Annotated in this window: 27 protein-coding genes; 12 read left to right on the top strand and 15 right to left on the bottom strand. The window is 61.8% G+C overall.

Features of this window, described 5'->3' with window-relative positions:
- Window positions 1-8 precede the first annotated feature (8 nt).
- From M0639_RS07690 to atzF, 5 genes are all read left to right on the top strand, one after another.
- Window positions 9-1,262: an MFS transporter gene (locus M0639_RS07690; RefSeq protein ID WP_208722024.1), complete on the top strand. Its 1,254-nt coding sequence runs from the start codon at window positions 9-11 to the stop codon at window positions 1,260-1,262.
- A 96-nt stretch (window positions 1,263-1,358) separates the two neighbouring features.
- Window positions 1,359-2,165, top strand: coding sequence for an SDR family NAD(P)-dependent oxidoreductase (locus M0639_RS07685; protein WP_042923321.1), 807 nt, complete (start codon window positions 1,359-1,361; stop codon window positions 2,163-2,165).
- The gene (locus tag M0639_RS07680; RefSeq protein WP_003941526.1) at window positions 2,162-2,695 is read left to right on the top strand and encodes a carboxymuconolactone decarboxylase family protein; all 534 of its coding nucleotides are present in this window, start codon (window positions 2,162-2,164) and stop codon (window positions 2,693-2,695) included. Before M0639_RS07685 ends, M0639_RS07680 begins: the two co-directional genes overlap by 4 nt.
- A gap of 76 nt (window positions 2,696-2,771) precedes the next feature.
- Window positions 2,772-3,473 (top strand): GntR family transcriptional regulator, encoded by a 702-nt coding sequence (locus M0639_RS07675; protein ID WP_019744458.1) that lies wholly within the window; start codon window positions 2,772-2,774, stop codon window positions 3,471-3,473.
- Window positions 3,474-3,490: 17 nt separating this feature from the next.
- Window positions 3,491-5,200 carry an allophanate hydrolase gene (atzF, locus tag M0639_RS07670; protein ID WP_064074218.1) on the top strand — a complete coding sequence of 570 codons (1,710 nt, stop codon included), beginning with the start codon at window positions 3,491-3,493 and terminating at the stop codon, window positions 5,198-5,200.
- A gap of 3 nt (window positions 5,201-5,203) precedes the next feature.
- Here the strand turns inward: atzF and M0639_RS07665 are convergent, their stop codons facing one another.
- Window positions 5,204-5,779, bottom strand: coding sequence for a TetR family transcriptional regulator (locus tag M0639_RS07665; protein WP_003941498.1), 576 nt, complete (start codon window positions 5,777-5,779; stop codon window positions 5,204-5,206).
- A 68-nt stretch (window positions 5,780-5,847) separates the two neighbouring features.
- On the opposite strand from M0639_RS07665, the gene M0639_RS07660 reads away from it, so the two are divergent.
- Complete coding sequence (locus M0639_RS07660; RefSeq protein ID WP_064074219.1) at window positions 5,848-7,449, top strand: MFS transporter; 1,602 nt, start codon at window positions 5,848-5,850, stop codon at window positions 7,447-7,449.
- Between the two features lie 51 nt (window positions 7,450-7,500).
- Here the strand turns inward: M0639_RS07660 and M0639_RS07655 are convergent, their stop codons facing one another.
- Window positions 7,501-8,352 (bottom strand): SDR family oxidoreductase, encoded by an 852-nt coding sequence (locus M0639_RS07655; protein ID WP_064074220.1) that lies wholly within the window; start codon window positions 8,350-8,352, stop codon window positions 7,501-7,503.
- 118 nt (window positions 8,353-8,470) lie between these two features.
- Here M0639_RS07655 and M0639_RS07650 point away from each other — a divergent pair, with 118 nt between their 5' ends.
- Window positions 8,471-8,920: a winged helix-turn-helix transcriptional regulator gene (locus M0639_RS07650; RefSeq protein ID WP_082893161.1), complete on the top strand. Its 450-nt coding sequence runs from the start codon at window positions 8,471-8,473 to the stop codon at window positions 8,918-8,920.
- On the opposite strand, the gene M0639_RS07645 is transcribed toward M0639_RS07650, so the two are convergent.
- From M0639_RS07645 to M0639_RS07635, 3 genes are all read right to left on the bottom strand, one after another.
- Complete coding sequence (locus M0639_RS07645) at window positions 8,896-9,888, bottom strand: iron-siderophore ABC transporter substrate-binding protein (protein WP_064074221.1); 993 nt, start codon at window positions 9,886-9,888, stop codon at window positions 8,896-8,898. The genes M0639_RS07650 and M0639_RS07645 overlap by 25 nt on opposite strands.
- 183 nt (window positions 9,889-10,071) lie before the next feature.
- Window positions 10,072-11,475 carry a dihydrolipoyl dehydrogenase gene (gene lpdA, locus M0639_RS07640; protein ID WP_003941477.1) on the bottom strand — a complete coding sequence of 468 codons (1,404 nt, stop codon included), beginning with the start codon at window positions 11,473-11,475 and terminating at the stop codon, window positions 10,072-10,074.
- 49 nt (window positions 11,476-11,524) lie between these two features.
- The gene (locus M0639_RS07635) at window positions 11,525-12,511 is read right to left on the bottom strand and encodes a dipeptidase (RefSeq protein ID WP_058038501.1); all 987 of its coding nucleotides are present in this window, start codon (window positions 12,509-12,511) and stop codon (window positions 11,525-11,527) included.
- A 233-nt stretch (window positions 12,512-12,744) separates the two neighbouring features.
- Here M0639_RS07635 and M0639_RS07630 point away from each other — a divergent pair, with 233 nt between their 5' ends.
- The 3 genes from M0639_RS07630 to M0639_RS07620 all read left to right on the top strand — a co-directional run bounded on the left by M0639_RS07630 (window position 12,745) and on the right by M0639_RS07620 (window position 17,202).
- Window positions 12,745-13,794 (top strand): alpha/beta hydrolase, encoded by a 1,050-nt coding sequence (locus M0639_RS07630; protein WP_064074222.1) that lies wholly within the window; start codon window positions 12,745-12,747, stop codon window positions 13,792-13,794.
- Window positions 13,795-14,049: 255 nt separating this feature from the next.
- Window positions 14,050-15,066 (top strand): alpha/beta hydrolase, encoded by a 1,017-nt coding sequence (locus tag M0639_RS07625; protein WP_003941485.1) that lies wholly within the window; start codon window positions 14,050-14,052, stop codon window positions 15,064-15,066.
- Between the two features lie 84 nt (window positions 15,067-15,150).
- Window positions 15,151-17,202 (top strand): prolyl oligopeptidase family serine peptidase, encoded by a 2,052-nt coding sequence (locus M0639_RS07620; RefSeq protein ID WP_064074223.1) that lies wholly within the window; start codon window positions 15,151-15,153, stop codon window positions 17,200-17,202.
- Window positions 17,203-17,206: 4 nt separating this feature from the next.
- On the opposite strand, the gene M0639_RS07615 is transcribed toward M0639_RS07620, so the two are convergent.
- Both M0639_RS07615 and ppk2 read right to left on the bottom strand, forming a co-directional pair.
- On the bottom strand, window positions 17,207-18,040 hold the full coding sequence (locus tag M0639_RS07615) for an alpha/beta hydrolase family protein (protein ID WP_020906717.1): 834 nt from the start codon (window positions 18,038-18,040) through the stop codon (window positions 17,207-17,209).
- 51 nt (window positions 18,041-18,091) lie between these two features.
- Entirely contained in the window at window positions 18,092-19,006 is a 915-nt protein-coding gene (gene ppk2, locus M0639_RS07610; protein WP_024487730.1) for a polyphosphate kinase 2, read from the bottom strand.
- Between the two features lie 145 nt (window positions 19,007-19,151).
- Between ppk2 and M0639_RS07605 the strand changes: the two genes are divergently transcribed.
- Window positions 19,152-19,355 carry a PspC domain-containing protein gene (locus M0639_RS07605; RefSeq protein ID WP_003941534.1) on the top strand — a complete coding sequence of 68 codons (204 nt, stop codon included), beginning with the start codon at window positions 19,152-19,154 and terminating at the stop codon, window positions 19,353-19,355.
- 93 nt (window positions 19,356-19,448) lie between these two features.
- Here M0639_RS07605 and M0639_RS07600 read toward each other — a convergent pair whose 3' ends face one another.
- From M0639_RS07600 to M0639_RS07570, 8 genes are all read right to left on the bottom strand, one after another.
- Window positions 19,449-19,592, bottom strand: coding sequence for a hypothetical protein (locus M0639_RS07600; protein WP_003941503.1), 144 nt, complete (start codon window positions 19,590-19,592; stop codon window positions 19,449-19,451).
- A gap of 63 nt (window positions 19,593-19,655) precedes the next feature.
- Window positions 19,656-19,841 carry a hypothetical protein gene (locus tag M0639_RS07595; protein ID WP_223304379.1) on the bottom strand — a complete coding sequence of 62 codons (186 nt, stop codon included), beginning with the start codon at window positions 19,839-19,841 and terminating at the stop codon, window positions 19,656-19,658.
- 212 nt (window positions 19,842-20,053) lie between these two features.
- Window positions 20,054-21,499, bottom strand: coding sequence for a wax ester/triacylglycerol synthase domain-containing protein (locus M0639_RS07590; RefSeq protein ID WP_054781531.1), 1,446 nt, complete (start codon window positions 21,497-21,499; stop codon window positions 20,054-20,056).
- A 136-nt stretch (window positions 21,500-21,635) separates the two neighbouring features.
- Window positions 21,636-21,914: a WS/DGAT domain-containing protein gene (locus tag M0639_RS07585; RefSeq protein WP_231915218.1), complete on the bottom strand. Its 279-nt coding sequence runs from the start codon at window positions 21,912-21,914 to the stop codon at window positions 21,636-21,638.
- 18 nt (window positions 21,915-21,932) lie between these two features.
- Window positions 21,933-23,096, bottom strand: coding sequence for a wax ester/triacylglycerol synthase domain-containing protein (locus M0639_RS07580; protein WP_231915217.1), 1,164 nt, complete (start codon window positions 23,094-23,096; stop codon window positions 21,933-21,935).
- Between the two features lie 467 nt (window positions 23,097-23,563).
- The gene (locus M0639_RS07575; RefSeq protein ID WP_031331808.1) at window positions 23,564-23,758 is read right to left on the bottom strand and encodes a hypothetical protein; all 195 of its coding nucleotides are present in this window, start codon (window positions 23,756-23,758) and stop codon (window positions 23,564-23,566) included.
- 55 nt (window positions 23,759-23,813) lie between these two features.
- Window positions 23,814-23,945 carry a hypothetical protein gene (locus tag M0639_RS34935; RefSeq protein WP_003941467.1) on the bottom strand — a complete coding sequence of 44 codons (132 nt, stop codon included), beginning with the start codon at window positions 23,943-23,945 and terminating at the stop codon, window positions 23,814-23,816.
- A 49-nt stretch (window positions 23,946-23,994) separates the two neighbouring features.
- Entirely contained in the window at window positions 23,995-24,138 is a 144-nt protein-coding gene (locus tag M0639_RS07570) for a hypothetical protein (protein ID WP_153212751.1), read from the bottom strand.
- A 565-nt stretch (window positions 24,139-24,703) separates the two neighbouring features.
- On the opposite strand from M0639_RS07570, the gene M0639_RS07565 reads away from it, so the two are divergent.
- Window positions 24,704-25,540, top strand: a complete 837-nt coding sequence (locus M0639_RS07565) for a DUF559 domain-containing protein (protein ID WP_054781533.1) — start codon at window positions 24,704-24,706, stop codon at window positions 25,538-25,540.
- Window positions 25,541-25,542: the final 2 nt, after the last annotated feature.

The following is a 25,542-nucleotide window of genomic DNA, read 5'->3' as shown; positions in this document are numbered from 1 at the left end:
CTGCCGGTATGGGCGATCCATCCCGTCGCGGGTTCATCTCGGTACTGGCAGTTCTACTTTCGACGGGTTGGGCCGCCAACCACTTTGCTTCGCTCATCCCGGTTCTCCGGGTGGACGAGGGCCTTTCGCATACCGTGCTCGACGGTGTTTTCGGTATCTACGCGCTCGGACTCCTACCCGGCCTGTTGACCGGTGGAGCACTGTCGGATCGCGTCGGCCGAGCTGTAGTCGTCCTGCCCGGAGCGCTCATAGCCTCGCTCGGAACCTTGATTCTTCTTCTCTGGCACGACGCGCCCGGGCTCATGGTCGGGCGCCTCGTTGTCGGTATCGGTGCCGGTCTGGCAATCGGCGCCGGCACCGCGTGGGCGGCTGACCTTCGCGGCAAGTCCGGAACCGTGATGGCGGGCGTAGTACTCACCTCGGGTTTTGCACTGGGACCACTGTTTTCGGGTCTGTTGGCACAATTTGCCGCCTTCCCACTCGCTACGCCCTTTGTCGTCTCGGCCTTCTTGTCGGTGGGTTCGGTTACCGCGGCAGCTGTGTGGAGTCGTACACCTGTTTCCGTAGAAGCCGCGACCATCACACCCGTCCCAGACGGCGCGGAGCGCTCCGTCGCAAATGCGCCAGACGGCGCGGAGCGCTCCGTCGCAAATGCGCCAGACGGCGCGGAGCGCTCCGTCGCAAATGCGCTGCTCTGGGCACTTCCGTTGGCGCCGTGGGTGTTCGCCAGCGCAACAGTCTCTTTCGTGACCATGACGGCCAGGCTCGGGGACCGCTACTCAGGTCCTCTCCTTCCGGGTTTCGCGGCGGCGCTGACTCTGGGTGCTGGAATCCTGGTTCAAACCGCTGCGCGCCATCGCAATTGGGGTCCTCAGGCCGGCACGACAGGCGCCGCACTGGCGGCACTCGGATACTGCCTGGTCGCAGTCGGCGGCGCGCACCCCGCGCTCGGGTTGTTCATCGTCTGCGCGCTCGTCCTCGGTACGGCCTACGGACTGTGTCTGCGTGAGGGACTGCTCGACCTCGAGTCGCTGGCTCCCCCGGCCTCGCGGGGCGCCCTGACCGGGATCTTCTACGTCGGCACCTATCTCGGATTCGGACTGCCGGTGCTACTGGTTGTCATCGAACCCACGATGGGTCCGTCGCTGCCGTTGGTGATCCTCGCCGCTGTTGCCGCCGTCGTTGCCGTGGTCCGATTCCGTCGATTGCGGTCGACCCAGGCTTCCGCGTCACATCCGCGTCTCGAGGTCGCATCGGTCTGAGCGTCCATTCGGACGGAGTTGGCGGTACTTGCAGTCGCAGCTACCCGGCGGTGTTAGCGTCGGAGGACCAGAAGGTCACTGCGTAGGGACACAGCAATGGGCAAGAGCGAGGCGGGCAAGGCCGAATCGGCCAAGAGTAGTGCGGACGACCTGACGGGTCGGCGCATCCTGATCACCGGCGCTGCCCGCAATATCGGTTCTTCGCTGGCCAGACGCCTGTACGACCGTGGTGCGTCCGTGGGACTGCTCGGCCTCGAGCCTGAACTTCTCGAACAAGTCGCCACTTCCTGCGGCCGCGCGCCGTGGCAGTTGTGCGACGTCGCCGACCTCGAGCAGGTATCTCGCGGCGTCGACTACATCGCTGAGAAGCTGGGAGGCATCGACGTCGTCGTCGCCAATGCCGGGGTCGAGGCGAACTCGTCGATCCTCGGCGGCGACCCTGCGGACATGCGCCGCGCCGTCGAAGTCAACCTCATGGGCACGTACTACACCCTGCGCGCAGCAGGTCCGCACATCAGTCACGAAAACGGTTACGCCCTGGTGGTCGCCTCGGCCCACGGCGCCGCCAAGCATCCGTTTCGCGGACCGTTCGGTGCTTCGCGCGCCGGCGTCGAAGCGTTGGGTGACGCGTTGCGCTTGGAAATGAAACACCTCGGCACCAAGGTGGGCGTCGCGTACATCGGCGACATCGACACCGATACCACCGCACTCTCTTTCGACGGCGCTCGCGGAACCCTCGCCAGCGCCGGCACCACGACCGTCGCTGACGCCGTCGACGCGTTCGAGCGCGGTATCGTCGGCCGGAAGTCACGCGTACACGCGCCCCGCCGCAGCGCCGCGGTTCGCCACATCGCGCAACGAGCTATCGACCTCCGTCCCTCTCACATCCGTGGAGTCGCATGAACCCCCGCATCCCGCCCGGCCGATTCAAGGACCTCGGTCCGATCAACTGGGGAATCTGGCGTGTCCTGTCGAAGGCTGCCGGAGCACCCGATGCGCATCTGTTCAGCACCTTGGGGCGCACGGGCGGACTCTTCCGCGGTTGGCTGCACTACTCCGGCTCACTCATGCCCGGCGGCAAGATCTCTCGCCACGACACCGAACTGATCATCCTGCGGGTCGCGCACCTGCGGGACTGCGGTTACGAGATGGATCACCACATCAGGCTCGGCCGCAAAGCCGGAATCGACGCAGAAGAACTGGCCCGAATCATCGAGGGCCCTGGCGCTTCCGAGTTGAGTCCGCGTCACCGTGCGATCTTGACTGCGGTCGACGAGTTGGTCACCACCAAGGACGTCACCGACGACACGTGGGGAACGCTCTCGCAGCATCTCGACGATCGTCGGTTGATCGAATTCACCTTGTTGGTCACTCAGTACGACGGCCTGGCCACCACGATCGGAACCTTGCGGGTTCAGCGCGACTTCTCCTGAAGTTCCGCGGCGGCCGTAACTCAGCTCTAACCCGAAGACATCTGGACGAAACACCTGATCAATAGCGTATACAGGTATGTCGACAGGGATGAATACGGCGCCGGAGCCACTGCGTGAGGTGGTCTACCGGGAACTACGCACCGAACTGGTCAACGGGACTATCGGGTTCGATCAGCGCCTGACGGAACCGAAACTCTCCACGCGTTTCGGCATTTCTCGCACACCAGTACGGGAAGCGTTGACGATGCTGTGCGCCGATGGACTCCTGCGCCGGGAAGAGTACGGGTTCTCCGCCGTGCGCCCGAGTATCCCGCGGATCCGAGATCTGTATGAACTCCGAATCACGCTGGAACTACAAGGAATTACCCGGGCGATCGCAGATCCGACGATCCGGCACGACCGAACAATCCTCGACGACGAATTGGTGCGGTGGCGTGCCCTGGCTCTCGATCCGCCCGCTCAGGAACCGGGGTTCGTCGAACTGGACGAGGAATTCCACGTCGCCGTACTGAGGGCGTCGGGAAACAATGAACTGGTCGCGTCGCTGCTGTCGGTGAATTCCCGTATCCGGCACGTTCGGATGTACGACTTCATGGTCAACGGCCGCATCGACACCTCGATCGCGGAGCACATTCGAATCCTCGAAGAACTACGTGCCGGCAATCTGCCCGAGGCCCGCACGCTTTTGCACCAGCACATCGGCGAGTCTCTCGACGTCGTCCTCGACCGGGTGACCCGCGCGATCACCGCGCTCTCACTCGCCAACATCACGGACTGATCGGAGCAGTACACACCATGACCATCGCAGCAGAAGTTTTCACCCCGACAGCCCGGGTCGAGCAGGCATTCCAGCGGATCGAGGAAGTAGATCGCCCCGAAGTCTGGATCACGTTGCGCCGCAAGGAAGATGTGCTTGCCGATGCCGCTTCGGTCGAAGCCAGAATCGCCGCGGGCGAGCATCTTCCTCTGGCTGGGCGTCTGGTCGCCGTCAAGGACAACGTCGACGTCGCCGGTCTGCCGACCACAGCGGCGTGCCCCGAATTCGCGTATTCGCCGGACGAAACCGCCAGTGCCGTTGCGCGGTTGATCGAGCACGGGGCTGTTGTTCTGGGGAAGACCAATCTGGACCAGTTCGCCACCGGACTGGTCGGAACGCGCAGTCCGTACGGAGCCGTTCGCTGCGCCTGGGACGAAGAGTTGATCTCGGGCGGTAGTAGCTCCGGATCCGCCGTCGCTGTCGCGCTGGGAATTGCAGACATCGGAATCGGCACCGACACTGCCGGTTCGGGCCGGGTGCCGGCAGCGTTCCACGGGATCTACGGACTCAAGCTCTCGCTCGGCGTCATCCCCGCCCACGGAGTAGTGCCCGCCTGCGTCGACTACGACGCTCTGACGGTATTTGCCGACGACCTCGAATCGGCAACCGCGGCAGCGGCAATCATGATCGGCCACGAACCTCGGGATCCCCGCAGCCGCGTCTGGCCTTCCGACGTTCGTCTCGCGGCGGCGCCGAATCCCCGCGTCGGCGTCCCCCGAATCGAGGATCTCGCTCAACTGAGCCCGTCGTATACAGCAGCATTTCAGGACACTGTGACAGCTCTGGTAGCCGGCGGCGCCGAGACCGAGACCGTCGACATATCCGGACTGCTCGGCGCGGCCCGATTGCTCTACGACGGCGCCGTGGTGGCGCAGCGGTACGCCGCTGCCGGCGAGTTCCTCGAAACTCGTCCTGCCGGAGCAGATCCCGCGGTGTCCGACATCGTGCTCGGTGCGAAGCACCCCACCGGATACCAGCTAGTCGACGATCTCGATGCTCTCACCCGCGCCAAGGCTGCCGCCCGGGAACTCCTCGCCGGGTTCGACGCCCTACTGCTTCCCACCACCACCGAACACCCGACGATTGCCGCCGTGACCGAGGATCCGTTCGGAATCAACCGCCGGATGGGAACTTTCACCAACTTCTGCAACCTGCTCGACATGGCGGCCGTCGCGGCGCCCGGACACCGCACTGCCGAAGATCACCCGTTCGGCGTCATGTTCGTCGTACCCGCTTTCGACGACCAGATCGCCATCGACCTCGCTGCGCGACTCGGCGGTGCGCCTTCACCCACCCTCGTCGATACCGGAATCGACCTCGCAGTATTCGGCGCTCACCTGCGCGGGCAACCCCTCAACACACAGTTGGTCGACCTCGGCGCGCGGTACGTCGAAACCGTCACGACCTCGGATGCCTACCGGCTCTTCGCTCTCGACACGACGCCACCGAAGCCCGGCCTGGTACGCCGTGGCCCTGGACTCGGCGCACCGGTCGTCGGCGAGATCTTCCGAATCTCACCGGCCGGGCTGGGAACGTTCCTCGCCGCCTTGCCTGCACCGATGGCGCTCACGAGCGTCGAGTTATCCGACGGCAGAACGACAGTCGGTTTCAGCTGCACTCATGACGCCGTAAACGGCGCAGCTGACATCACCGACTACGGCGGTTGGGCCGCGTACCTCTCTCGCTGACAGTCACGGCTTGCAGATTCGAGTGACGGCCTCGCGCACCACTTCACGGCGGCGCGCGATCTCGTCGGCGTCGACGTTCTGGTTGTCGGCCACACCGGGGGCCACCACCCAGCCGAACACGAGGCCGAACAGCATCGTGATCAGGTCCTGGGGGTCCCAGTGCTTCGAGATGAGGCCGTCTTCTTGAGCCTTGCGGATCGTGGCCATTCGCGGAACCCAGCTGGAATGTTCCTCGGCCAGCTTCTTCATCCGTGGTGCCTCACCCTGCAATTGACCCCAGATCATCATCCGTTGAATCTGTGGTTTGCCGAGCATTGCGTCGAACAGTTCGACGGCATGCGCGGGCATGTCTTCACCGGTGAACTCGACGGATTCCATCGCCTGCTCGAAGTCGACGTCGAGCACCGCGTGGAACAACGCGACCTTGTCACCGAAATAGGCGTAGAGGCGCTCCTTACTGGCGTTTCCGTTCTTCGCAATCCGATCGATGCGCGCACCGGCAAGCCCGTAGGTGCCGAATTCTTCTTGCGCAGCGTCGAGGATTCGCTGTTTCGTCGCGGTCACGTCAGTGGGAGCCATAGTGATGATGGTAACCGAACGAACTATTTCGTTTGACTCACCCGAGAAGGCTGGAATACCTTTTTCCAATGACCACCACGTCCCACGTCGACGGCGGCACTCTGCCACCGATCCCGGCTGTCTCCGAGAATCCGAATCATCAACGTCGCTGGCTGGTGCTCTGCATCGTCGCGTTCGCTCAACTCATGGTGGTGCTCGACGGCACCATCGTCTCCATCGCCCTACCGGCAGCCCAGGAGGAACTGGGCATAAGCGACCTTGACCGCGCGTGGGTGGTCACGTCGTACGCCTTGGCGTTCGGTGCGCTGCTGCTCCTCGGCGGACGTATCGCGGACTACTGGGGCCGAAAGCGATCCTTCATCGTCGGCATGGCGGGCTTCGCGGTTGCCTCCGGCATCGGCGGCATCGCGCAGAGCGGTATCGAACTGTTCATCGCTCGCGCCGGCCAGGGCGTCTTCGCAGCACTGCTCGCGCCCGCTGCGCTGTCGATGCTCACCACCACCTTCATCGGAGAGAAGGAGCGCGCCAAGGCTTTTGCCGTCTACGGCGCGATCTCCGGCGGTGGCGCTGCCATCGGCCTGCTCCTCGGTGGAGTGCTGACGCAGTACGTCGACTGGCGTTGGTGCCTGCTCGTCAACATCCCGATCGCGCTGATAGCCATCGCTGCAGCCGTCCCGATCGTCAAGGAAACCAAAGCGCACGGCGACACGAGCTACGACCTTCCCGGCGCTGTCCTCATCGCCCTGGGGCTCGGCTCACTGGTCTACGGATTCACACGCGCCGAGCACGGCTGGGGTCAGGCGGACACTTTGCTGTTCATCGCACTGGGCCTGGTCTTCCTCGCCATCTTCGTGGTCGTCGAGAGCCGCAGCAAGAATCCGCTTCTACCGCTGAGCGTTCCGTGGCATCGTGATCGCGGCGCTGCTCTGATCGGCTCCATGCTGGTGGGCGCCGCCCTGCTCGGCGGCACGTTGTACCTGACGTTCTACCTGCAGATCGTGCTCGGATTCAGCCCGGTCATGGCCGGCGTCGGATCGCTGCCGATGGCGTTCTTCATCGTCTTGGCGTCGACCATCGCAGCGCAGTTGTCCACCAAGATCGGCCCCAAGCCGCTCATGGTCGCCGGCCCGCTGGTGGCAGCAGTAGGACTGCTCATGCTGACCCAGATCGAGGTACACAGCTCCTACTGGACGCACGTGTTCCCCGGCCTCGCGATCTTCGGCTTCGGACTGGGTCTGCTGATGGTGCCGATGCAGAACCTCGCACTGATCGGTGTCCCCGACCACGACGCCGGCGCTGCCAGTGCCCTGGTCAACGCCACCCTGCAGATCGGCGGCGCACTCGGAACCGCACTGTTCACCACGATCTACGCTTCGGCCAAGTCGGCCTTCACCGCCGACAACGCGGCGCCGATCCCGCCGGAAGGCATTCCTGTCGACATGTCGAACGCGACCATCCCGACTGGTGACCAATTGGCGCTACTCCCCCAGCCGGTGCAGGACTTCGTCGCCTCGATGACGGACTACTTCTTCGGCGCCGAGGTATCCGGATACTCGGCCGCATTCGGTTGGGCGGCAGTCCTGTTGGCGATCATCGCACCGGTAGTGCTGGTTCTGGTCCGCGCCAAGAAGGGTGATCTGCCCGCCGAGGGTGCAGTCCACATGGGGTAACCCCTGTGCGCCTTTATTAACCGCCCGCGGTTAATAAAGGCGCACAGCAGGTCAGGCCTTCCTCAACACCTCAGCCACCGGAGTGCTGCTGCGGCCGATCAACTTCTGCAGGTCACCCGACTCGGTGTCCAACGCCCCCTTGGCAATTGCAGCATCGGAATCGGCGAGGATCTGCGCAACCGGTGCAGGCAGTCCGACGCTCTCGAGAATGCCTTCGTATGCCTGCTCGTCCACGAACTGGTACGCGACGGGCTTGCCCGCGAATTCGCTGATCTTTGCGGCCAATTCGGCGTAGGTGAGCCTCTCGTCACCGCCCAACTCGTACACTGCGCCTTCGTGGCCATCGGTGGTCGCGACTACTGCTGCGGCGTCGGCGTAATCCGCACGCGCCGCAGCCGCGATCTTGCCTTCCGCTCCCGCACCGACCAGTGCGCCGCGTTCGATCACACCGGCCAGGTCGTTGGTGAAGTTCTCCCAGTACCAACCGTTGCGCAACAGCGCGAACGGAATACCGCTCCGAGTGAGCACGTCCTCGGTCGCCTTGTGCTCGGCAGCAAGCTTCATCGGCGTGTCCTGAGCATTCAAGATGCTCGTGTAGGCGATGAATCCGACGCCGGCAGCCTTCGCCGCGTCGATGATGTTGGTGTGTTGCGCGAGCCGTGACCCCACTTCACTTCCCGAGATCAGAACCAGCTTGTCGACGCCCGCCAGTGCGGTTTCCAACGCCGAGGCATCGGCGTAGTCCGCTTGGCGTACAACTACTCCGCGGGCGGCGAGGCTTTCCGCCTTCTGTGGATTGCGGACCACTGCGACGATGTCGGACGCGGCGGTTCCCCGCTCGATCAACGACTCGACTACCAGTTGTCCGAGGTTTCCGGTTGCGCCGGTGACTGCAATGCTCATGCGAACTCCCGATCCAGGTTGAAGCGTAAATGCGTTCTGCAACCATCATGCACTTATTTTTCGTAAGTGCAACACGTCGAGTTAGCGCTATGGGATCGTGCAGTAGTAGCCTGGGTTCATGACCAGCACCGACTCACCTTCACGTGCTGCCCAGACCCCTGATCCGAATGCCGACGTCGTGGACCCAACGCTCGAGGCTGACGTCTTCGCTCGCGGGTGCAACTCTCGGGCGGCATTGCAGAATGCAACCGGACGCTGGGGAGCACTCGCGCTGGCGGCATTGAACGAGGGCCCGTACCGGTTCAGTGCCCTTCGCCGACGCGTCGACGGAGTCAGCGAGCGCATGCTCTCGCAGACCCTGCAAACACTCGAGCGGGATGGCCTCGTGCACCGTGAGGTACTCGAAACCATCCCGCCCAAAGTGGAATACAGCCTGACCGAACTCGGCGCCGACGTCGCCGCAAAGATCACGGCCCTGATCGAACTACTCGAGTCGCAGGTTCCGAAAATCGTTGCGTCACAAGCGTCGTACGACGCTCGGAATCAGCTCAACTTGTCCAAAAGCTGAGCGATGAACTCGTCGAATGCGTAGGGAACGCTCAGCACCGTCGGAGCGGACGTAGCCATCGCGTAGTCCATTCCGACCAGACGAACCAGACGGCCGTTCGACACCGAGGTCATGTTCGCGAACGGACCGAAGGACATCAGCTTGTCCAGGTTGGTGCCGTCGGCGTCGACGAGAATGAAGACGTCGGCGTCGAGTGTGTCGATGGATTCCATGCCCACGGACACCGAACTGTCGCCGGAAGTGCACACTGCGTCGACACCGGGCGAGGTCTTCACCCCGAGCTGGCCGAGAAGACGGATCCGCGGGTCGGTGCCGCAGAAGACGATCAGGCCCTCGTCGGTGCGCATTGCATACGTTGCGGTTTTGCCCTGGAACTGTGGGTGATCAGCGGCCTGCTTCTCGAAGTACGCCCCGGTCTCGTCGATCAGCGTCTGGGCCTGCTCCGGCTGTCCGAGCGCTGCACCGATCATGCTCATCTGCTTGTCCCACGCCGTATCCCACGGCTGGTCGGGGAACGCGACGGTCGGCGCGATGTCACTGAGACGCTTGTACTCGCCCTCGTCGATGCCGGAGTAGACGGCGAGGATCACGTCGGGATCGAGCCCGAGGATCTGCTCGAACGGGATATCGGGATTGGTCGTCATGAGAACAGGCTTGGCACCGTTCAGACGCGAAGCGTCCCAGGGCAGGATGTTGTTCTCGATGCCGGCGCCGGAGAAGCTCTCCATGGCGACCGGAACCTTGTTCAGTGCGATCACCGCATCCTGGCCACTCCATCCGATGGTCACGATGCGCATAGGCTCCGCGTCGATCGTCGTCGAACCATAGGCGTGGTCGACGGTCACGGGGAACGCCCCCGCCTCGGCGGCACCCGAAGCTTCGGCGTCCGATCCGGAGTCACCTGAGGTTCCACAGGCGGAGAGCGTCAGCGCGACGCAAGCCGCGAGCAGTACGGAACGAGTTTTCATGAGTGGTCCTTCGAAAGCCGAATGGTCGACTCGGGACGCTAATGCGTTGCGCGCCTACACCCCGACTCGAAGGCCTCAGATGGCGGTTTCGCAACACAACTCGACACAAAAGACGAAAAACCCCGTGTGCCTTTCCGGTAGTGCGAACTACCGAAAAGGCGCACGGGGCCGAAGGCCCTGCCGTCAGAAGTTGATCATGTGGCCGGCGAGGCCGTGGATCGCTTCCTGCAGTGCCTCACTGAGCGTGGGGTGGGTGTGGACGTTGCGTGCCAACTCGTTGACCGTGAGGTCCCACTTCTGGGCCAAGGTCAGCTCGGGCAGCAGTTCCGAAACGTCCGGTCCGATGAGGTGCCCGCCGAGCAGTTCGCCGTACTTCTTGTCGGCGATCAGCTTGACGAAACCGGTCGGGTCACCGAGACCGTGTGCCTTGCCGTTGGCAGCGAACGGGAAGTTCGCGACCTTGACGTCGTAGCCCTCGGCCTTGGCCTGCTCCTCGGTCAAACCGAACGAGGCGACCTGCGGCTGGCAGAACGTCGCACGCGGCATCATCCGGTAGTCACCGAGTGTCTGCGTCTCCGCGCCGCCGATGGTCTCGGCAGCGACGACAGCCTGAGCTTCTGCGACGTGCGCGAGCTGCAGCTTGGCGGTGACGTCACCGATGGCGAAGATGTGCGGGACGTTGGTGCGCATGTAGTCGTCGATCGCGATGGCGCCGCGATCGGTCAACGCGACACCGGTGTTCTCGAGACCGAAGCCCTCCACACGCGGTGCGAAGCCGACGGACTGCAGAACCTTGTCGACGACCACGGTCTCGATCTCGCCGGACTTGTTGTCCTTGATCGAGACGGTGACCTTGCTGCCGTCGTCGCTGATGGACTGCACAGCGGCACCGGTCTTGATGGTGACGCCGAGCTTCTTGTACTGCTTGGCGATTTCCTTCGAGACGTCGGCGTCCTCGTTGGGCAGTGCCCGATCGAGGAACTCGACGATCGTGACGTCGACGCCGTAGTTCTTGAGGACGTAACCGAACTCCATGCCGATCGCGCCGGCACCGACGATCAGGATCGAACCCGGAAGGTCACGGGTGAGGATCTGCTCTTCGTAGGTCACGACGTTCTCGCTCAGCGAGGTGCCGGGCAGCAGCTTGGTGTACGAACCCGTCGCGATGATCGCGTTGTCGAACGTGATCGTCTCGGTGCCACCCTTGCTCAGCTCCACGCTGATGGTGTTGGCGTCGACGAACGTGCCCTTGCCGTCGTACTCCGGGATCTTGTTCTTCTTCATCAAGAAGTGAATGCCCTTGACTCGCCCGTCCGCGACCTTGCGGCTGCGATCGAAAGCGGAGCCGAAATCGAAGGACACGTCTCCGGACATGCCGAACGTCTTCGCTTCTTTCGTGAAGATGTGCGCGAGTTCGGCGTTACGGAGAAGCGCCTTGGACGGAATGCAGCCGACATTCAGGCATACACCGCCCCAGTACTTCTGCTCGATGATGGCGGTGCTCAGGCCCAGTTGTGCCGCGCGGATAGCAGCGACGTACCCACCGGGGCCGGCTCCGAGGACAACGACGTCATAGTGTGAGGTCACGATTCACCAGGGTAGTCCTGCATCGTTTCGCTGTCCCCAGATGGTCGTATTACCCGTCGGTAGCCCACACTTCTCGGGCAACTCGGGCGAAATTTCCGCCGTACACGGCCTCGATCGACGGCTCGTCGAAGCCCCGCTCACGCAATACCTGATCAAGTGTCAGCACCTCCTCCGGAGGAGTCCACTGCAGTGGCCCCCACGCGGTGTACGCCTCGGAGAACGACGACGGGTTCTGCTCGATCTCTTCGCGGAAGTCGTCGGCGTCGAATGAGAAGTCGGAGCCGATCCCGACATGATCGATGCCGACGAGTCCCACAGCCTCTTCGATGTGGTCGGCCATCGCGGACAGCCGAGCCTGGTCGTCATCCGGTCCGTTGACGCCGAGGAATATGCCCACGCCGTTGATCCCGACGACGCCGCCGGTCTCCGCACACGCTCTGGCCTGATCGTCGGTGATGTTGCGCGGATGCTCCCACAACCTTCGGAGGTTCGAGTGGCTGTAGATCATTGCTCGCTGGGTGATAGCTGAGATGTCCAACCCCGTCTGTACAGAACAATGTGAGCCGTCGACCGTCATTCCGACGCGATTCATCTCGGCAACCAGGTCACGGCCGTATCCACTCAACCCCGTGTCCGCCAGGTCCAAGCAGCCGCAGCCGGCAGCGTTCATGTAGTTATACGTCGGCAACATCGAGCGGACTCCGAGGTCGTAGAAGTACGAGACGTTGGCCAGGTCTCCCTCCAGCGGATTCGAGTCCTCCAGGTCGAAGGCCAGGGCGATTCCGCCGGACTCCTGAATCTCGACGACGCCGTCGACGGTGAAGACAGGGGTGATCTCCGGGAACTCGACCCGCGCCTGCCACGCGAAACTCTTGGCGATTGCCGTCGAGTCCGCGCGAGTCTGCGGCGAGTAACCGACGTTCACCGAAACGTAACTCCCCGCTGGGCGCTGATATCGGAGAAGATCTTCGACAGACGCGTTCGACTGCAGAGGTAGGCAACAATGTTGTTCCCATAGTGGATATGTCCGGTTCACTCACTAATCCCGTCGATGATCAGGGAAATTCACCTGAAACTGGTCGTACGTTCAGCAAATCTCTGGTTCACTGGCGGATAACGCACCGATGCGGTAGAACTTACAAGACTCACACGCCCTGTACCTATCGACAGAGCATGTACCCAGCATGAATTCCCGTACGGGAACAGCAACAAAGGACCGTTCACTCCTGGGCGGATTCGAAGGAATTTTAGGTGGAGGTTTCTGAACGTATGCGTGCTCGCACTTTCAAGCGTGGCCGTCTGGTCGCCGCTGTAGCCGCAGTATCCGTGCTGCCGATGCTGATCAGCCCTGCAGTGTCGTCCGCAGGCGGAGATCCGTCGACCACCACGGCAACTGTTGCCAAGGCAAACACAACGGGTTCCAAGCTCTCGAGCCGCACGGACAACGGGCGCATCGCCACCATCAAGGTGTACTCCCCTTCCATGGAACGCGATATTCCGCTCGAGGTCATCCTCCCGGCAGACGGCAGCGAACCCCGCCCGACCCTCTACCTGCTCAACGGTGCAGGCGGCGGCGAAGACCGGGCGACGTGGCAGCGTCAGACCGACGTCAACGAGTTCTTCGCTGACAAGAACGTCAACGTCGTCACCCCGCTCGAAGGTGCATTCAGCTACTACACCGACTGGGTGAACGACGACCCGTCCCTCGGCCGTCAGAAGTGGCAGACGTTCCTGACCCAGGAACTCCCGCCCGTCATCGACGCCGAGTTCAACACCAACGGCGTCCAGTCGATCTCCGCGATCTCGATGACCGCGACCTCGGTCCTCAACCTCGCCATCGCAGCTCCGGGCCTCTACAAGGGCGTCGGTGCATACAGCGGATGCGCCGAAACCAGCACACCGGTCGGCCAGTCCTCCATCGAACTGGTTGTGGGCATGCGCGGCGACGCTGACGTGACCAACATGTGGGGCCCCCTCGACGGCCAGGGCTGGATCGACAACGACCCCGTCGTCAACGCCGAGAAGCTCCGCGGCACCGAGCTCTTCATCTCCACCGGCTCCGGACTCCCCGGCCCGCACGACACCCTGAACAACGAGGCGATCAACGGACAGGTCGGCACACTCGCCAACCAGGTGATCGTCGGCGGCGTCATCGAGGCAGCAGTCAACTACTGCACCCACAACCTCGCCTACCGCCTGAGCGATCTGAAGATCCCGGCCACCTTCGACTTCAAGCCGACCGGCACCCACTCGTGGGGCTACTGGCAGGACGATCTCCACAACTCCTGGCCGATGCTCGCTCGTTCGATGGGCATCTGACCGAAATCGTTCCGACTCGACCCCGCTCCCTGCACTTCCGGGAGCGGGGTCGAGTGCTTGTCTGGGCCGATTCGGGGGTTAATTCGGGGGTTAATTCCGGGGCCAATTCAATTGTCAGGCAATCGAATCGCGTCACTTTCTGCGCCCGCTCTGCTTTACTGACACATAACAAAAAGTGAACCTGTTCCAGTAAGGGCTCACAGGCACTTCGATCCGTTCCGGATCCGAAGACATTCAGGTGGAGGATCCGAACGTATGCGTGCTCGAATTTTCAAGCGTGGCAGTGTGATCGCAGCTCTCGCAGTGGCCACGGTGCTGCCGATGCTGATCAGTCCGGCGACAGCTTCTGCGGGCGGTGACACGTCCGGATCGCACGTCGTGAGCAACACCAAGACCGGCGACCGCAAGGTCACCATCTCGGTCTTCTCCCCGGCGATGGATCGCAACATCCCGCTCGAGGTCATCCTCCCCGCAGATGGCAGCGAACCCCGCCCGACGCTCTACCTGCTCAACGGTGCAGGCGGCGGCGAAGACTCGGCGACCTGGCAACGCAAGACCGACGTCATGAACTTCTTCCAGGACAAGAACGTCAACGTCGTCACTCCACTCGAAGGCGCGTTCAGCTATTACACCGACTGGGTGAACGACGATCCGGTTCTCGGTCGCCAGAAGTGGCAGACGTTCCTCACCAAGGAACTCCCGCCCGTCATCGACGCCGAGTTCAACACCAACAAGGTCCAGTCGATCTCCGCGATCTCCATGACCGCGACCTCGGTCCTCAACCTCGCCATCGCGGCTCCCGGCCTCTACAAGGGCGTCGGGGCGTACAGCGGATGCGCTGAGACCAGCACCCCCGTCGGTCAGAGTGCGATCGAACTTGTCACAGGTACCCGCGGCGGAGCTGACATCACCAACATGTGGGGCCCGCTCGACGGTCAGGGCTGGAAGGACAACGATCCGGTCCTCAACGCCGAGAAGCTCCGCGGCACCGAACTCTACGTCTCCACCGGCTCCGGACTCCCCGGCCCACACGACACTCTCGCCAATCCCGCGATCAACGGTCAGGTCGGTGCGCTCGCCAACCAGGCGATCGTCGGCGGCGTCATCGAGGCAGCGGTCAACTACTGCACCCACAACCTCGCCTACCGCCTGAGCGATCTGAAGATCCCGGCCACCTTCGACTTCAAGCCGACCGGCACCCACTCGTGGGGCTACTGGCAGGACGATCTCCACAACTCCTGGCCGATGCTCGCTCACTCCCTGGGCGTCTGACCCGATTCGTTCTCACTCGACCCCGCTCCAGTGTTTCGGGAGCGGGGTCGAGTGCTGTCGGGAGCGAGCAGTAAGAATGGACGTATGACTTCCGATCAGCAGCCCACCACCGGCGACGACCCCTACCTCTGGCTCGAAGACGTGACCGGTGAGTCTGCACTCGATTGGGTCCGTCAGCACAATGCCGTGACCGAGGGGCAGCTCACCGACAACGAGCGCTTCGATCGACTGCAGAGCGACGTGCGCGAGATCCTCGATACCGACGCGCGAATTCCCTACGTCCGCCGTCGAGGTGAGTTCCTCTACAACTTCTGGCGCGACAGCACCCACGTTCGCGGATTGTGGCGACGCACGACGTTCGATCAGTACGTCACCGACGACCCGGAATGGGACGTCCTGGTCGACCTCGACGCCCTGGCCGAGGCCGAGGGCGAGAACTGGGTCTGGAAGGGCACGCAACTTCTACGGCCACACCGCAACCGTGCATTGATCAGCCTCTCCCGCGGTGGGGCAGACGCGGCGGTCGTTCGCGAGTTCGACATCGACAAGCGCGAGTTCCTCGCTCCCGAGGGCGAGAATCCCGGCTTCTACCTTCCCGAGGCCAAGACCGACATCGACTGGATCGACATCGATACCGTCTACGTCGGAACGGATATCGGACCGGGGTCGCTCACCGATTCCGGATATCCCCGTCTGGCCCAGCGGTGGAAGCGCGGCACTCCCCTCTCCAGCGCCGAGACCGTCTACGAGGGCCAGGCCACGGACGTGGCCATCTCGGCTTCGCACGATCCGACGCCCGGGTTCGAACGGGACTTCGTCACTCGCTCGGTCGATTTCTACAACTCTCAGCATTTCGAAGTTCGCCCCGACGGTGAACTGGTGCTCGTGGACGTCCCCGAGGACGCCGGGATCTCGATTCACCACGAGTGGTTGTTGATCCGCACCAAGTCCGTGTGGGCCGTCGAGGACACCGAATATCCGACCGGCGCACTGCTTGCCATCCGTTACGACGATTTCCTTGCCGGCTCACGAGCACTGACATCGATCTTCGAACCCGACGCACATTCCTCGCTCGAGCACTACACCTGGACACGCGATCATCTGATTCTGGTGGTCCTGACCGACGTGCGCACGACGCTGCGAATCCTGACGCCGGGCGAAAACGGCTGGGAGGATCGACCTTTCGAAGGGCTTCCAGAACTGACCAGTATCGAAATTCTCGACACCGACCCTGATGTCAGCAACGAGTACTTCGTCAATTCGAGTGGATACACCTCCCCTGCAACTCTTTTGCACGGCGTGATCGGCGAAACCGAACCCACTGCCCTCAAGCAGGCTCCCGCGTTCTTCGACGCCGAGGGCATCACCACGGAGCAGTTCTTCGCCACCTCTGCCGACGGCACCCAAGTTCCGTACTTCGTGGTGCGCAGTCCGCGTAGCGAGCCCGGCCCTACCCTGCTCTACGGGTACGGCGGATTCGAGATCTCGCTGACACCGTCGTACAGCGGTTCTCTGGGCCGTGCCTGGCTGACGCAGGGCGGAACCTATGTGGTTGCGAACATTCGTGGTGGCGGCGAGTACGGACCCGGTTGGCACACACAGGTTCTCAAGGCCGGGCGCCACAAGGTGCACGAAGACTTCGCTGCCGTCGCGAGAGACCTCGTCGATCGCGGAATCACGACCCCGGATCTTCTGGCAGCTCAGGGCGGTAGCAACGGCGGCCTGCTGATGGGCATCATGCTGACCAAGTACCCCGAGCTCTTCGGCGCCATCGTCTGTCAGGTCCCGCTGCTGGACATGCGCCGATTCCATCTCCTGCTGGCCGGCGCTTCGTGGATGGCCGAATACGGTGACCCCGATGTCCCGGAGGAGTGGGCATTCATCTCGGAGTACTCGCCGTATCAGAACATCGACGCCGCCGCGTCGTACCCACCGATCCTGATCGCGACGTCCACCCGCGACGACCGCGTCCACCCCGCGCATGCCCGCAAGATGGCCGCACGGCTGGAAGAGCTGGGCAAGCCGGTGCTGTATTTCGAGAACATCGAGGGTGGCCACGGCGGCGCCGCGGACAATGCTCAGCTGGCCTTCAAGACTGCGCTGACCTACGAGTTCCTCTGGCAGAAACTCGCCTGATCTTTCAGCGGTCGCGCAACCACGCGACGACGCGCTCGCTCACAGCGGTGGGATTGCGTATCCAACCGTTGTGACCGAGTGGTTCGTCGATGTGCGTCATCGTCACTTGGGCCCCGGAGAGCTTGTCCACCAGGTTCTTTGCCGACCGGCGTGGAGCGAGATCGTCCCCTTCGATCGTGATCGACAGAACCGGCAAGGTCAGGCGAGCGATCCGCTCCTCGTAGTCGATATCCGCACCGACGGGTTCCATGCGACCGGTCCTGGCGAACCGGGCCCAATCGGTGATCAGTACTTTCGACTGTCGACCGAAGCCGCCGACGTTGACCCGGTCTCCAGGCCAGAAGCCGGCGATGTTGGCTGTCACCGACATCGCGGACGAACCCAGATAGAGTCCGGGCGCACGGATTCCGGGGAATCCGCGGTGATACGGCGATCCGGAGGCAACCAGGATCAGTCCGCCGAGCCGGCCCCGAATCCTCGACGCGTACATGACCCCGATCTGGCCGCCCATGCTGTGCCCCATCAGAAATGGTGTGCTGGCCGGAAACCGCTCACGCACCACCTCGAACGTCGCCGGACAATCGATCGAGACCAGTTCCTGATATCCGAAAACACTCGACGCGCTCGGGCGCGGTTTGCTGTCACCTTGGCCACGCAGTTCACCGATGGCCGCATTGAAGCCGGCTTCGACCAGGGCCTGCGCCACCGGATCGTAGAACCCGGCGGGAACTCCGAGCCCGGGCAACATCACCACCACGGGTGCGTCGTCGTTCGGTCCGGGAAACAGACGGATCGGGGTCACGGTGCCGTCGGGGAGTTGGATCGGTACGGTCTCCATTCAACTCACACTAACCACCCACGCCGCGGATGGGCAGAGCCCACGCGCCGACTATTCGAGGCTTCCCACGATCAGCGGATCCGGAGTACCCACGATCTCGTAATCCTTGTTGTCGTAATCGAACTGACTGAGCACGTGACGCATCGCGTTTATCCGTGCGCGTTTCTTGTCATTGCTCTTGATGACGGTCCACGGAGCGGTGTCGGTATCGGTGAACCGGATCATCTCTTCCTTCGCCGCCGTGTACGCATCCCACTTGTCCAGAGAAGCGATGTCCATCGGCGAAAGCTTCCACTGCCGCACGGGATCGACCTGTCTGATCGCGAACCGCGTGCGCTGCTCCAGCGGGGAAACCGAGAACCAGAACTTGATCAAGCTGATGCCGTCGTCGACGAGCATCTGCTCGAACAACGGCACCTGGCGCAGAAATCGCTCATGCTCCTCGTCGGTGCAGAAACCCATGACCCGCTCGACCCCGGCCCGGTTGTACCAAGACCGATCGAACATCACCAGTTCCCCGGCAGCCGGAAGGTGCTGCACGTAGCGCTGGAAGTACCACTGCGTCGACTCGCGGGCCGACGGCTTCTCCAATGCGACGACCCGTGCGCCGCGAGGATTGAGGTGCTCCATGAATCGTTTGATCGTTCCGCCCTTGCCGGCAGCGTCGCGTCCTTCGAACACGATGGCGTGCCGTGCGCCGGTTTCCTTCGACCAGTTCTGCAGCTTGAGGAGTTCGATCTGCAGCAGACGCTTGGACATTTCGTACTCGTCCCGAGGCATCCGTGCGTCGTACGGGTAGCCCTCCCGCCAGGTGTCGACCTCGAAACCGTCCGGCGACGTCAGCAGCACCGGATCGTCGTCGTCATTGTCGTCGACGGTGAAGGCGGCGGTGTCGGCCAGATCGACGGCGGTCGAGAGATCCGCGAAGGCGCTGAGGAACGGTCGGCGTTCTGCTAAATCGGTCACCGCCGACAAGGTAGTCTCCCGCAGCAACCGTTCGGTGAAGCTGGGATGAACTACCGGGGTATGACACGACGGGCTCAAAAGATCAGGGTGCAGATGGGGGTCGTCCCCGATGGTGCCTGATGCGATCTCGCTTCAGAATTGAAGCATGACATTCGAAAGCAACACACCTCGCCCCTTCACCCGTTCCAACGACAAGAAAATGTTCGCCGGAGTGTGCGGCGGAATTGCAGATTACTTCGGCGCCGACGTCAATCTTGTCCGTCTACTCGCCGTTATCGCCGCTATTTGCACGGGCGGAACCGCGGCTTTGGTATATCTCGCCGCCTGGATGCTCATGCCGTTAGGTTGAGGATTCCGGCACCTGACATGGCGAGAATTACGCGCCGACAAAAGGTATTTCGGGGCCTACGCGCCAACACGAGCAGGCCCCGAAATCAACAATCTACTTGGCGGCCTTCAACTCTCCACCGCTGAGCGCAGCGAGGGCCTCGAGACCCTTGACGGCCAGGCCACTGACGCTGCCCAACCCCTGACCGATGATCGCACCGACTGAGCCGGCAGCGTCCATGACAGATCCTTCAAGCATGACGTTCTCCTTTAGGTGTTCAGTGGTTCACTTGGGACGAGCAAATGACGCCGATCAGAAAACTCAGGGAACGACAGGCGGCGTAAAGCTGAGGGTGTCGAGAGATCCGAAGATTCCACCGGCGGTGTCAGCCAGTGAACCGAAGAGGTTTGCACCGACATTGTCCAATCCCAGCAGCATTGTCAGCAAAGCCTGCATCGGTGCACCGTCCCCATTCGGACCACCGAGAATATCCATCAACGAACCCATGTTCAGCTCCTCGCGTAGGTGATTCTTTTTACCGTCGGTGACGATTATCGAACCAGTCCGGCGGTAGACACTCGACGTGTCGACAGTCACATTAATCCGCGAGATAACGACTCGACACCACTACGGACAATTACCTTAATTAGGATGAATTCGACAGAAATTTCCCGAACACAAATCGTCGATTCACCACAAGTTCCGACGCAAGTTGCACTTTATCGTTCGACTACCTCACGATTTTGGTCAGAAACTGCCTGCAAAAGCGTCGTGAACCCCACCCGCAACAATTCGACGTAGTGCTCGATATCCGGCATCGTCTCTTGCGAGACGATGACATTGAGCGTCAGAGAACCTCCACGCGCGGCAATGAGGAAGTGGCGCAGAATATCTCCGTCGACCGGCGCCTGCCCGCCGAGAACTGCCACCGCCGGCGCACCTTCGAAAACATTGCCGTCGACCGATACCGGGACATTGCTGATCGTCGTGTTCTGAATGACCTTGTGCGAAGGGTCCAGCTTGTTGAGCCGACGCGAGAGACCGGTGAGTCTGAGCAGAGCCGCAGGCGAGGTTTCGATGCGTGTGCCGTAACGACGGACGGCTGGGTGCGAACTCCGCCCCTTTGCCATCAGCGCCGAATCCCTGATCAGTGTCAGCCGCTCGACCGGATCTTCGACGTCCGTGTGCAGATCGACCGTCAACAGCGCCAGTTGGTTGGCCGATTCCCATTCGGCTATCTGCCGCATCGATCGGGGAACCATCGCCGCCAACCCACTGGCCGACTTCTCGCCCTTTTCCGACAGGTATGCGTCGAGAGCACCGGCGACCACGGTCAGGAAGATGTCGTTGACCGTCACGTCCGGAACGGCCGCTCGGATCGCTTTGATGTCTGCGCCGTCCAGCGTCAGGAAATCGATCGTGATGTCTCCGCCCAGCACGCCGTTGAATCGGGTCGGTAGGCGGTCGGCCGAGTACGTAGGCAGCTCTCCGGCCTCTTCCGCCTCCCGAACCGTCTCGGCCGCAACCTTTGTCACGGACAGACCCCGGCCGAAACGGATCGCCTGGCCGGGCAAACCGACGACCGTGCGCCCGATCAAATCCAGCGACGAAAGCCCCGAACCGGCACGCTTCGTCTCCGGCTTCGGCGGACCGGAGAACAGAAGGTTGGTCAGATCGCGGATCGCCAGACCGTCACCAGCCCCGTGGTGGGTCTTGAGCATGATCAGCGTCAGATTGCCCGGCAGCTCGTCGATCCCGTGCACGCCGGTCATGACGTGCAACTCCCAGGGCGGCCGGGACAGGTCCATCGGCTCCCCGAGCGAGCGCCCGAGCAATTCACGAACCGGGGCCCACCCGGCAACAGGGGCACGATGGACGTGCACGTGATCATCGACGTCGAAATCGGCCGGGACCCAATAGGGATAGTCCAGATCCAGCGGAACTCGCTGGAGTCGACTCGTGAACAGTGGCCAGTACCCGAATCTTTCGGTGATCCACCGAACCGCGTCGTCGTGCGTCATCTCTGCGAGCGGATGGCCCGTCGTGTCGAAGAAGTAGGCGCAGACCATGTGGCTCAGATGTCCGCCGGACTCGTTGTAGACGAACTCCGCGTCTCGCGGTCCCATCTGAGATACCGCGGCTGGCAACGAGTTCCGAAAGATCATGCATGCCCCTCAATTCCGACGCTGAACGAATGTCCGAATTGTAGCGAGCTGACATGCAGATCCTCTGGGTTCTGCTCGGAATCGTTGGGTGTCACCAAATCCAGCAATCGGAGAAGGTGCCTGCGATTCCGATCGATCAGGAGGCAACCTCTTGGTTAGGTGAATCCGCAGTCTGCATCGCGGCTGCCGCTGCCAAGTCATCGAAACTTGCTCGCAGTAGTTCGATGTAATGGTGGAGATCGGGCATGGTCGCGGTATCCGCGATGACGTTGAGGGTCAGTCCCCCACCTGCTGCGGCGACCATGAAATGCCGTAGCCCATCCCCGTCGATGGGCGCTTGCACTGCAAGCACAGCCGCGCCCGGGGCGCCGGCAAGCGTCAACCCTTCGACCGAGAGTGGAATGTTACTCACCATCGTGTGCTGGTAACGCGGTCAATCGAGGCTGTGATCGTTCTGCTTGCGCGCATACGCCATCAATCTCATCAAAGGCGCGGGCGTGGTCTCGACTGCGGCCCCGGCACGCCTGACCGCGGGATGGGACGTGCGCGCCTTCTCCGACCGTGCCGAACTCGAAATGAGCGCCAACCTCTCCAATGGGGACTCGACCTGGGTGTGCATATCCACCAGCAGAGCCACCAACTGATTCGCCGACTCCCACGCTTCGACCTTACGCACCGAGCGAGGAACCATCGCGATCAAGGAATCGCTTGGCCTTTCATCCTTTTCCGTGAGGTAGCGCGTCAGAGCGCCTCCGACAACGGCGAGTAGAACGTCGTTGACAGTGGCACCGGGCACCGAATCCTTGATCTCACGGACCTGCTCCCCGGACATTGTCATCGGTTCGAGTGAGGCAGCTCCACTCACCTTGCCGTTGAATCGAATTGCAGGCCTCTCGTTGAGGCTCTCCACCCATTCTCCTGCCTTCTTCGCAGCGTCAGCATCTCTCTGAGCGCGTCGGTTGCCTGGTACCTGCCTTGCGAAGCGATATATTCGGCCGGGAAACCCCAGTAGCGACTTGGTGAATATCCTCGCTCGCACAAACGGCACAGACGGTTCGGACCCAGCCTGCTGCACCTTGCCCGAAAAGATAGCCTCGCCCAACGTCCTGATGGCGATACCGTCAGCTGCACTGTGGTGAGACTTGAGCACCACCGCCGTCAGTCGGCCCGGCAATTCTTCAAGTCCCTCCAAACCTACGAAGAAGTGCAGTTCCCACGGCGGACGGCGCAGGTCCATCTTCGTGGTCAACAACGCGCTCAACGGCTTTTGCAGCGCTGCCCATCCTGTGTCGTTGATCTTGTTGACGTACACGTGCTTTCGGACGTCGAAGTCAGGGTCTGTCACCCAGTAGGGATGGTCCAGTCCCAACGGAGTCCGTTGGACTCGTTGAGTGAACATGCGATCACATCCGAGGCGTGCGGTAACCCAGTCCACTGCCTGTTCTGCCGTGAATTCCGCGCTTGGGTGCAACGATGTCTCGAAGAAGTACACAGCGATCAGATGGTTCAGGTGACCAGCGCCCTCGTGATAGATGAATTCGGCATCGCGTGGGTTCAGCTGCGCCATCCTTGCGCCTGACGTGTTGGACGCGCCCATTGAACTCCTTGTATCGCGGCTGGTTGCCCGCACATTCGCCTGAGTGCAAAGCTTGTGACTATAAGGCCAGTGATTGCAAAACCGATGGTCCCCGAAGCCAGAGGGCTACGGGGACCAAAGTTTCAAGCAAGTGCAGGTTGTGCAGGTTCGCCTGACTGCTCCGCTACGATGCTGTCCTCGACAACCGAACAATATGATGCAGTCGCTGGAGTGATCACGGCTTTTGTGGAGGATCCTTGATGATCTTGCTTCCAGTGGAAGTGAGACCAAGCATGTTCGATACCCACGTGATCATTCCGGTTAAATAAGTTTGCAGCATGACCGATTCCGTTCTTTCTATGGCGTGGGGGAAGACGACAGCGCGTTCAAATACTTCACAAACGTGCCCACGAGATCGACCGATCCGAAATCGACGATCTTGGACAGGTAGTCCAGGAAGAGATCGAACATCTTTTCTCCTTCTCCTTTTACAGGCCGGCTACGGAGCCGAGGACCGATTGGACGCTGCCCGCCGCAGCCTCACCGAGCGCACCGCCCATGTTGAGGCTTCCGGTGATCGACACGAAGATTCCGTCAACGACCTTGACCAAGTAGAACAGTGGATCCACGAGGGATCCGACGTCAACGCTTGCGAGCGCACCTATCAAACTAGCTGTGTCCACCGTATTTCACACTCCTTGAGATTGATTTCGTTCACTGGCTAAAGCAATTCACTTCTCAGTCGACGTTCGGGAACCAGCCGAAGTCAACCGAGGCGATAAACGGGGTAAACAAAGCCATCCCGAGAATGTTTTTGATCAACCCCCCGGCCTCGCCCTCGAGAACGTCCGCAATCGATCCCAGATCCATCATTCGCTCCTGTCATCAAAAACATTGGAAGAAGAACTTGCAGGTGCCGTCAACTGAGGTCGATTGCCGAAACCAACGATCCGGTGACCCCGTCGATTCCCGGCATGAGCGAACCGGACCAGACGTTACCCAGCAGGTCGGTGAACAATGCCGCCGTTGTCTGCAGGAACATGACGATCATATTGAATCCCACGCTTTCGATTGGCCGCGAATACTCACGGAACATTTACATTGGAATGCTTGATGCAGCCCACAAAGAACCGGTCCGAGCAGCAATTAAAGAATCCCAGTCGAACGATGAAGCCGAGATCCTCCGGGGCTGGTGCCCACTTTCCGCGGCTGTGACTGACATCAAGGTAGTGCAATAGGATCCGGTTTGGGTGCTTTTTGCCCAAGAATTTCAGATGGATCTGAAACCTGTTCCATATTCGCAGGTCTAGCGTCCAAGACGCCTGAAAATCGAGCAAAATGGAATAGCAACCGGAATTTACGTCGTCCGAAAGGCTTAGTACTTGAGGGTATTCAGGACAGAATTATCCACCAAAAGAACTAGACGTATCCGCACTTCACAGGTTAGCGGAGGCGAACAATCGGGACGGAAAATATCAAACATCCTTCAACATTCGGATAGATGAAGCTTCTCGTTCCCCACCTTCTCGATACACCTGTTACGCCATGAGGTTGTCCACACACACGCGGCCATCCACAAAGTGGCTTCTGAATCCGCGTCGTCAGGCTCTTGCCGCCACAGTGCATACGTGGAAGTTGTCACAAGAAACCAGTTGCTCGAGCAGGGCACTTCGCGCAGTTCGATCTCCCGATCCACGCGGTCAGGGCGACTCCATCGAATCCTGCCGTCGGTGTACTCCACCGAAGAACCTGGATACTTCGAGCGTTGCGTCGCGGTCACACTGTGGAAGCCTGAGGCCGTCCTCAGCCATACCAGCGCAGCCTGGCTGTGGGATCTCCTGCCGGAGGAACCACTCTTCGTCGAGGCCACCGTGGCTCCCAGCGTCCGAGCAGCCAGTCCGCAGTGGGTACGGCTTCACCGACGAACAGGAGTCTCGTCGGATGAGTGGATGGGTTTACCGATCGTGCCGATCGAGCAGTGCTTCATCGACGTCGCGACCACGTTGCCACGGCCCGCACTCGAGGCCTTCTTCGACGCGGCGGTATCGACCCGAGTGCCGTGGAAGTCGATAGCCCAACTGTGTGATGCGAGCCGCGGCAGGCACGGGATCCCCGCCGTACGCGAACAACTCCGCACCTGTTGCCCGCTCACTCGTTCGGAACCGGAGCGAGCAGTCGCCCGTGCACTGACTGCGCGCAACGTTCACCTGGAGATCAACGCTCGGGTCGGACCCTACTTCGGCGATCTGGTCGACACGCGAGCCCGGGTGATCGTGGAGATCGACGGGCGCGAATTCCATACCGACCCCGCAACTTTCAACAACGATCGACGGCGTCAGAACGCACTCGTTCTCGACGGATGGATGGTGTTGCGTTACTCCGCCGCCACCGCGATGGCCCATCTCGACGCTGTGGCGGACGAAATCATCACAGTGGTCCGAAGACGCCGACACAACCGGGCGTAAGC

The sequence above is a fragment of the Rhodococcus qingshengii JCM 15477 genome (genome assembly GCF_023221595.1).
Taxonomy (GTDB): Bacteria; Actinomycetota; Actinomycetes; order Mycobacteriales; family Mycobacteriaceae; genus Rhodococcus_F; species Rhodococcus_F qingshengii.
This window is presented reverse-complemented; position numbering and strand designations above follow the sequence as displayed.

Bases quoted from the DNA above. Each gene is read 5' to 3' on its own strand.
- M0639_RS07605 (WP_003941534.1), top strand. From the start codon at position 19,152: ATGACATTCGAAAGCAACACACCTCGCCCCTTCACCCGTTCCAACGAC.
- M0639_RS07595 (WP_223304379.1), bottom strand. From the start codon at position 19,841: ATGGGTTCGTTGATGGATATTCTCGGTGGTCCGAATGGGGACGGTGCA.
- M0639_RS07660 (WP_064074219.1), top strand. From the start codon at position 5,848: ATGACCACCACGTCCCACGTCGACGGCGGCACTCTGCCACCGATCCCG.
- M0639_RS07690 (WP_208722024.1), top strand. From the start codon at position 9: ATGGGCGATCCATCCCGTCGCGGGTTCATCTCGGTACTGGCAGTTCTA.
- M0639_RS07645 (WP_064074221.1), bottom strand. From the start codon at position 9,888: ATGAAAACTCGTTCCGTACTGCTCGCGGCTTGCGTCGCGCTGACGCTC.
- M0639_RS07590 (WP_054781531.1), bottom strand. From the start codon at position 21,499: ATGATCTTTCGGAACTCGTTGCCAGCCGCGGTATCTCAGATGGGACCG.
- M0639_RS07630 (WP_064074222.1), top strand. From the start codon at position 12,745: ATGCGTGCTCGCACTTTCAAGCGTGGCCGTCTGGTCGCCGCTGTAGCC.
- M0639_RS07615 (WP_020906717.1), bottom strand. From the start codon at position 18,040: ATGGAGACCGTACCGATCCAACTCCCCGACGGCACCGTGACCCCGATC.
- M0639_RS07655 (WP_064074220.1), bottom strand. From the start codon at position 8,352: ATGAGCATTGCAGTCACCGGCGCAACCGGAAACCTCGGACAACTGGTA.
- M0639_RS34935 (WP_003941467.1), bottom strand. From the start codon at position 23,945: ATGGATCTGGGATCGATTGCGGACGTTCTCGAGGGCGAGGCCGGGGGG.
- M0639_RS07685 (WP_042923321.1), top strand. From the start codon at position 1,359: ATGGGCAAGAGCGAGGCGGGCAAGGCCGAATCGGCCAAGAGTAGTGCG.
- M0639_RS07680 (WP_003941526.1), top strand. From the start codon at position 2,162: ATGAACCCCCGCATCCCGCCCGGCCGATTCAAGGACCTCGGTCCGATC.
- M0639_RS07675 (WP_019744458.1), top strand. From the start codon at position 2,772: ATGTCGACAGGGATGAATACGGCGCCGGAGCCACTGCGTGAGGTGGTC.
- M0639_RS07650 (WP_082893161.1), top strand. From the start codon at position 8,471: ATGACCAGCACCGACTCACCTTCACGTGCTGCCCAGACCCCTGATCCG.
- M0639_RS07625 (WP_003941485.1), top strand. From the start codon at position 14,050: ATGCGTGCTCGAATTTTCAAGCGTGGCAGTGTGATCGCAGCTCTCGCA.
- M0639_RS07620 (WP_064074223.1), top strand. From the start codon at position 15,151: ATGACTTCCGATCAGCAGCCCACCACCGGCGACGACCCCTACCTCTGG.
- M0639_RS07580 (WP_231915217.1), bottom strand. From the start codon at position 23,096: ATGGGCGCGTCCAACACGTCAGGCGCAAGGATGGCGCAGCTGAACCCA.
- atzF (WP_064074218.1), top strand. From the start codon at position 3,491: ATGACCATCGCAGCAGAAGTTTTCACCCCGACAGCCCGGGTCGAGCAG.
- M0639_RS07600 (WP_003941503.1), bottom strand. From the start codon at position 19,592: ATGCTTGAAGGATCTGTCATGGACGCTGCCGGCTCAGTCGGTGCGATC.
- M0639_RS07585 (WP_231915218.1), bottom strand. From the start codon at position 21,914: ATGGTGAGTAACATTCCACTCTCGGTCGAAGGGTTGACGCTTGCCGGC.
- M0639_RS07665 (WP_003941498.1), bottom strand. From the start codon at position 5,779: ATGGCTCCCACTGACGTGACCGCGACGAAACAGCGAATCCTCGACGCT.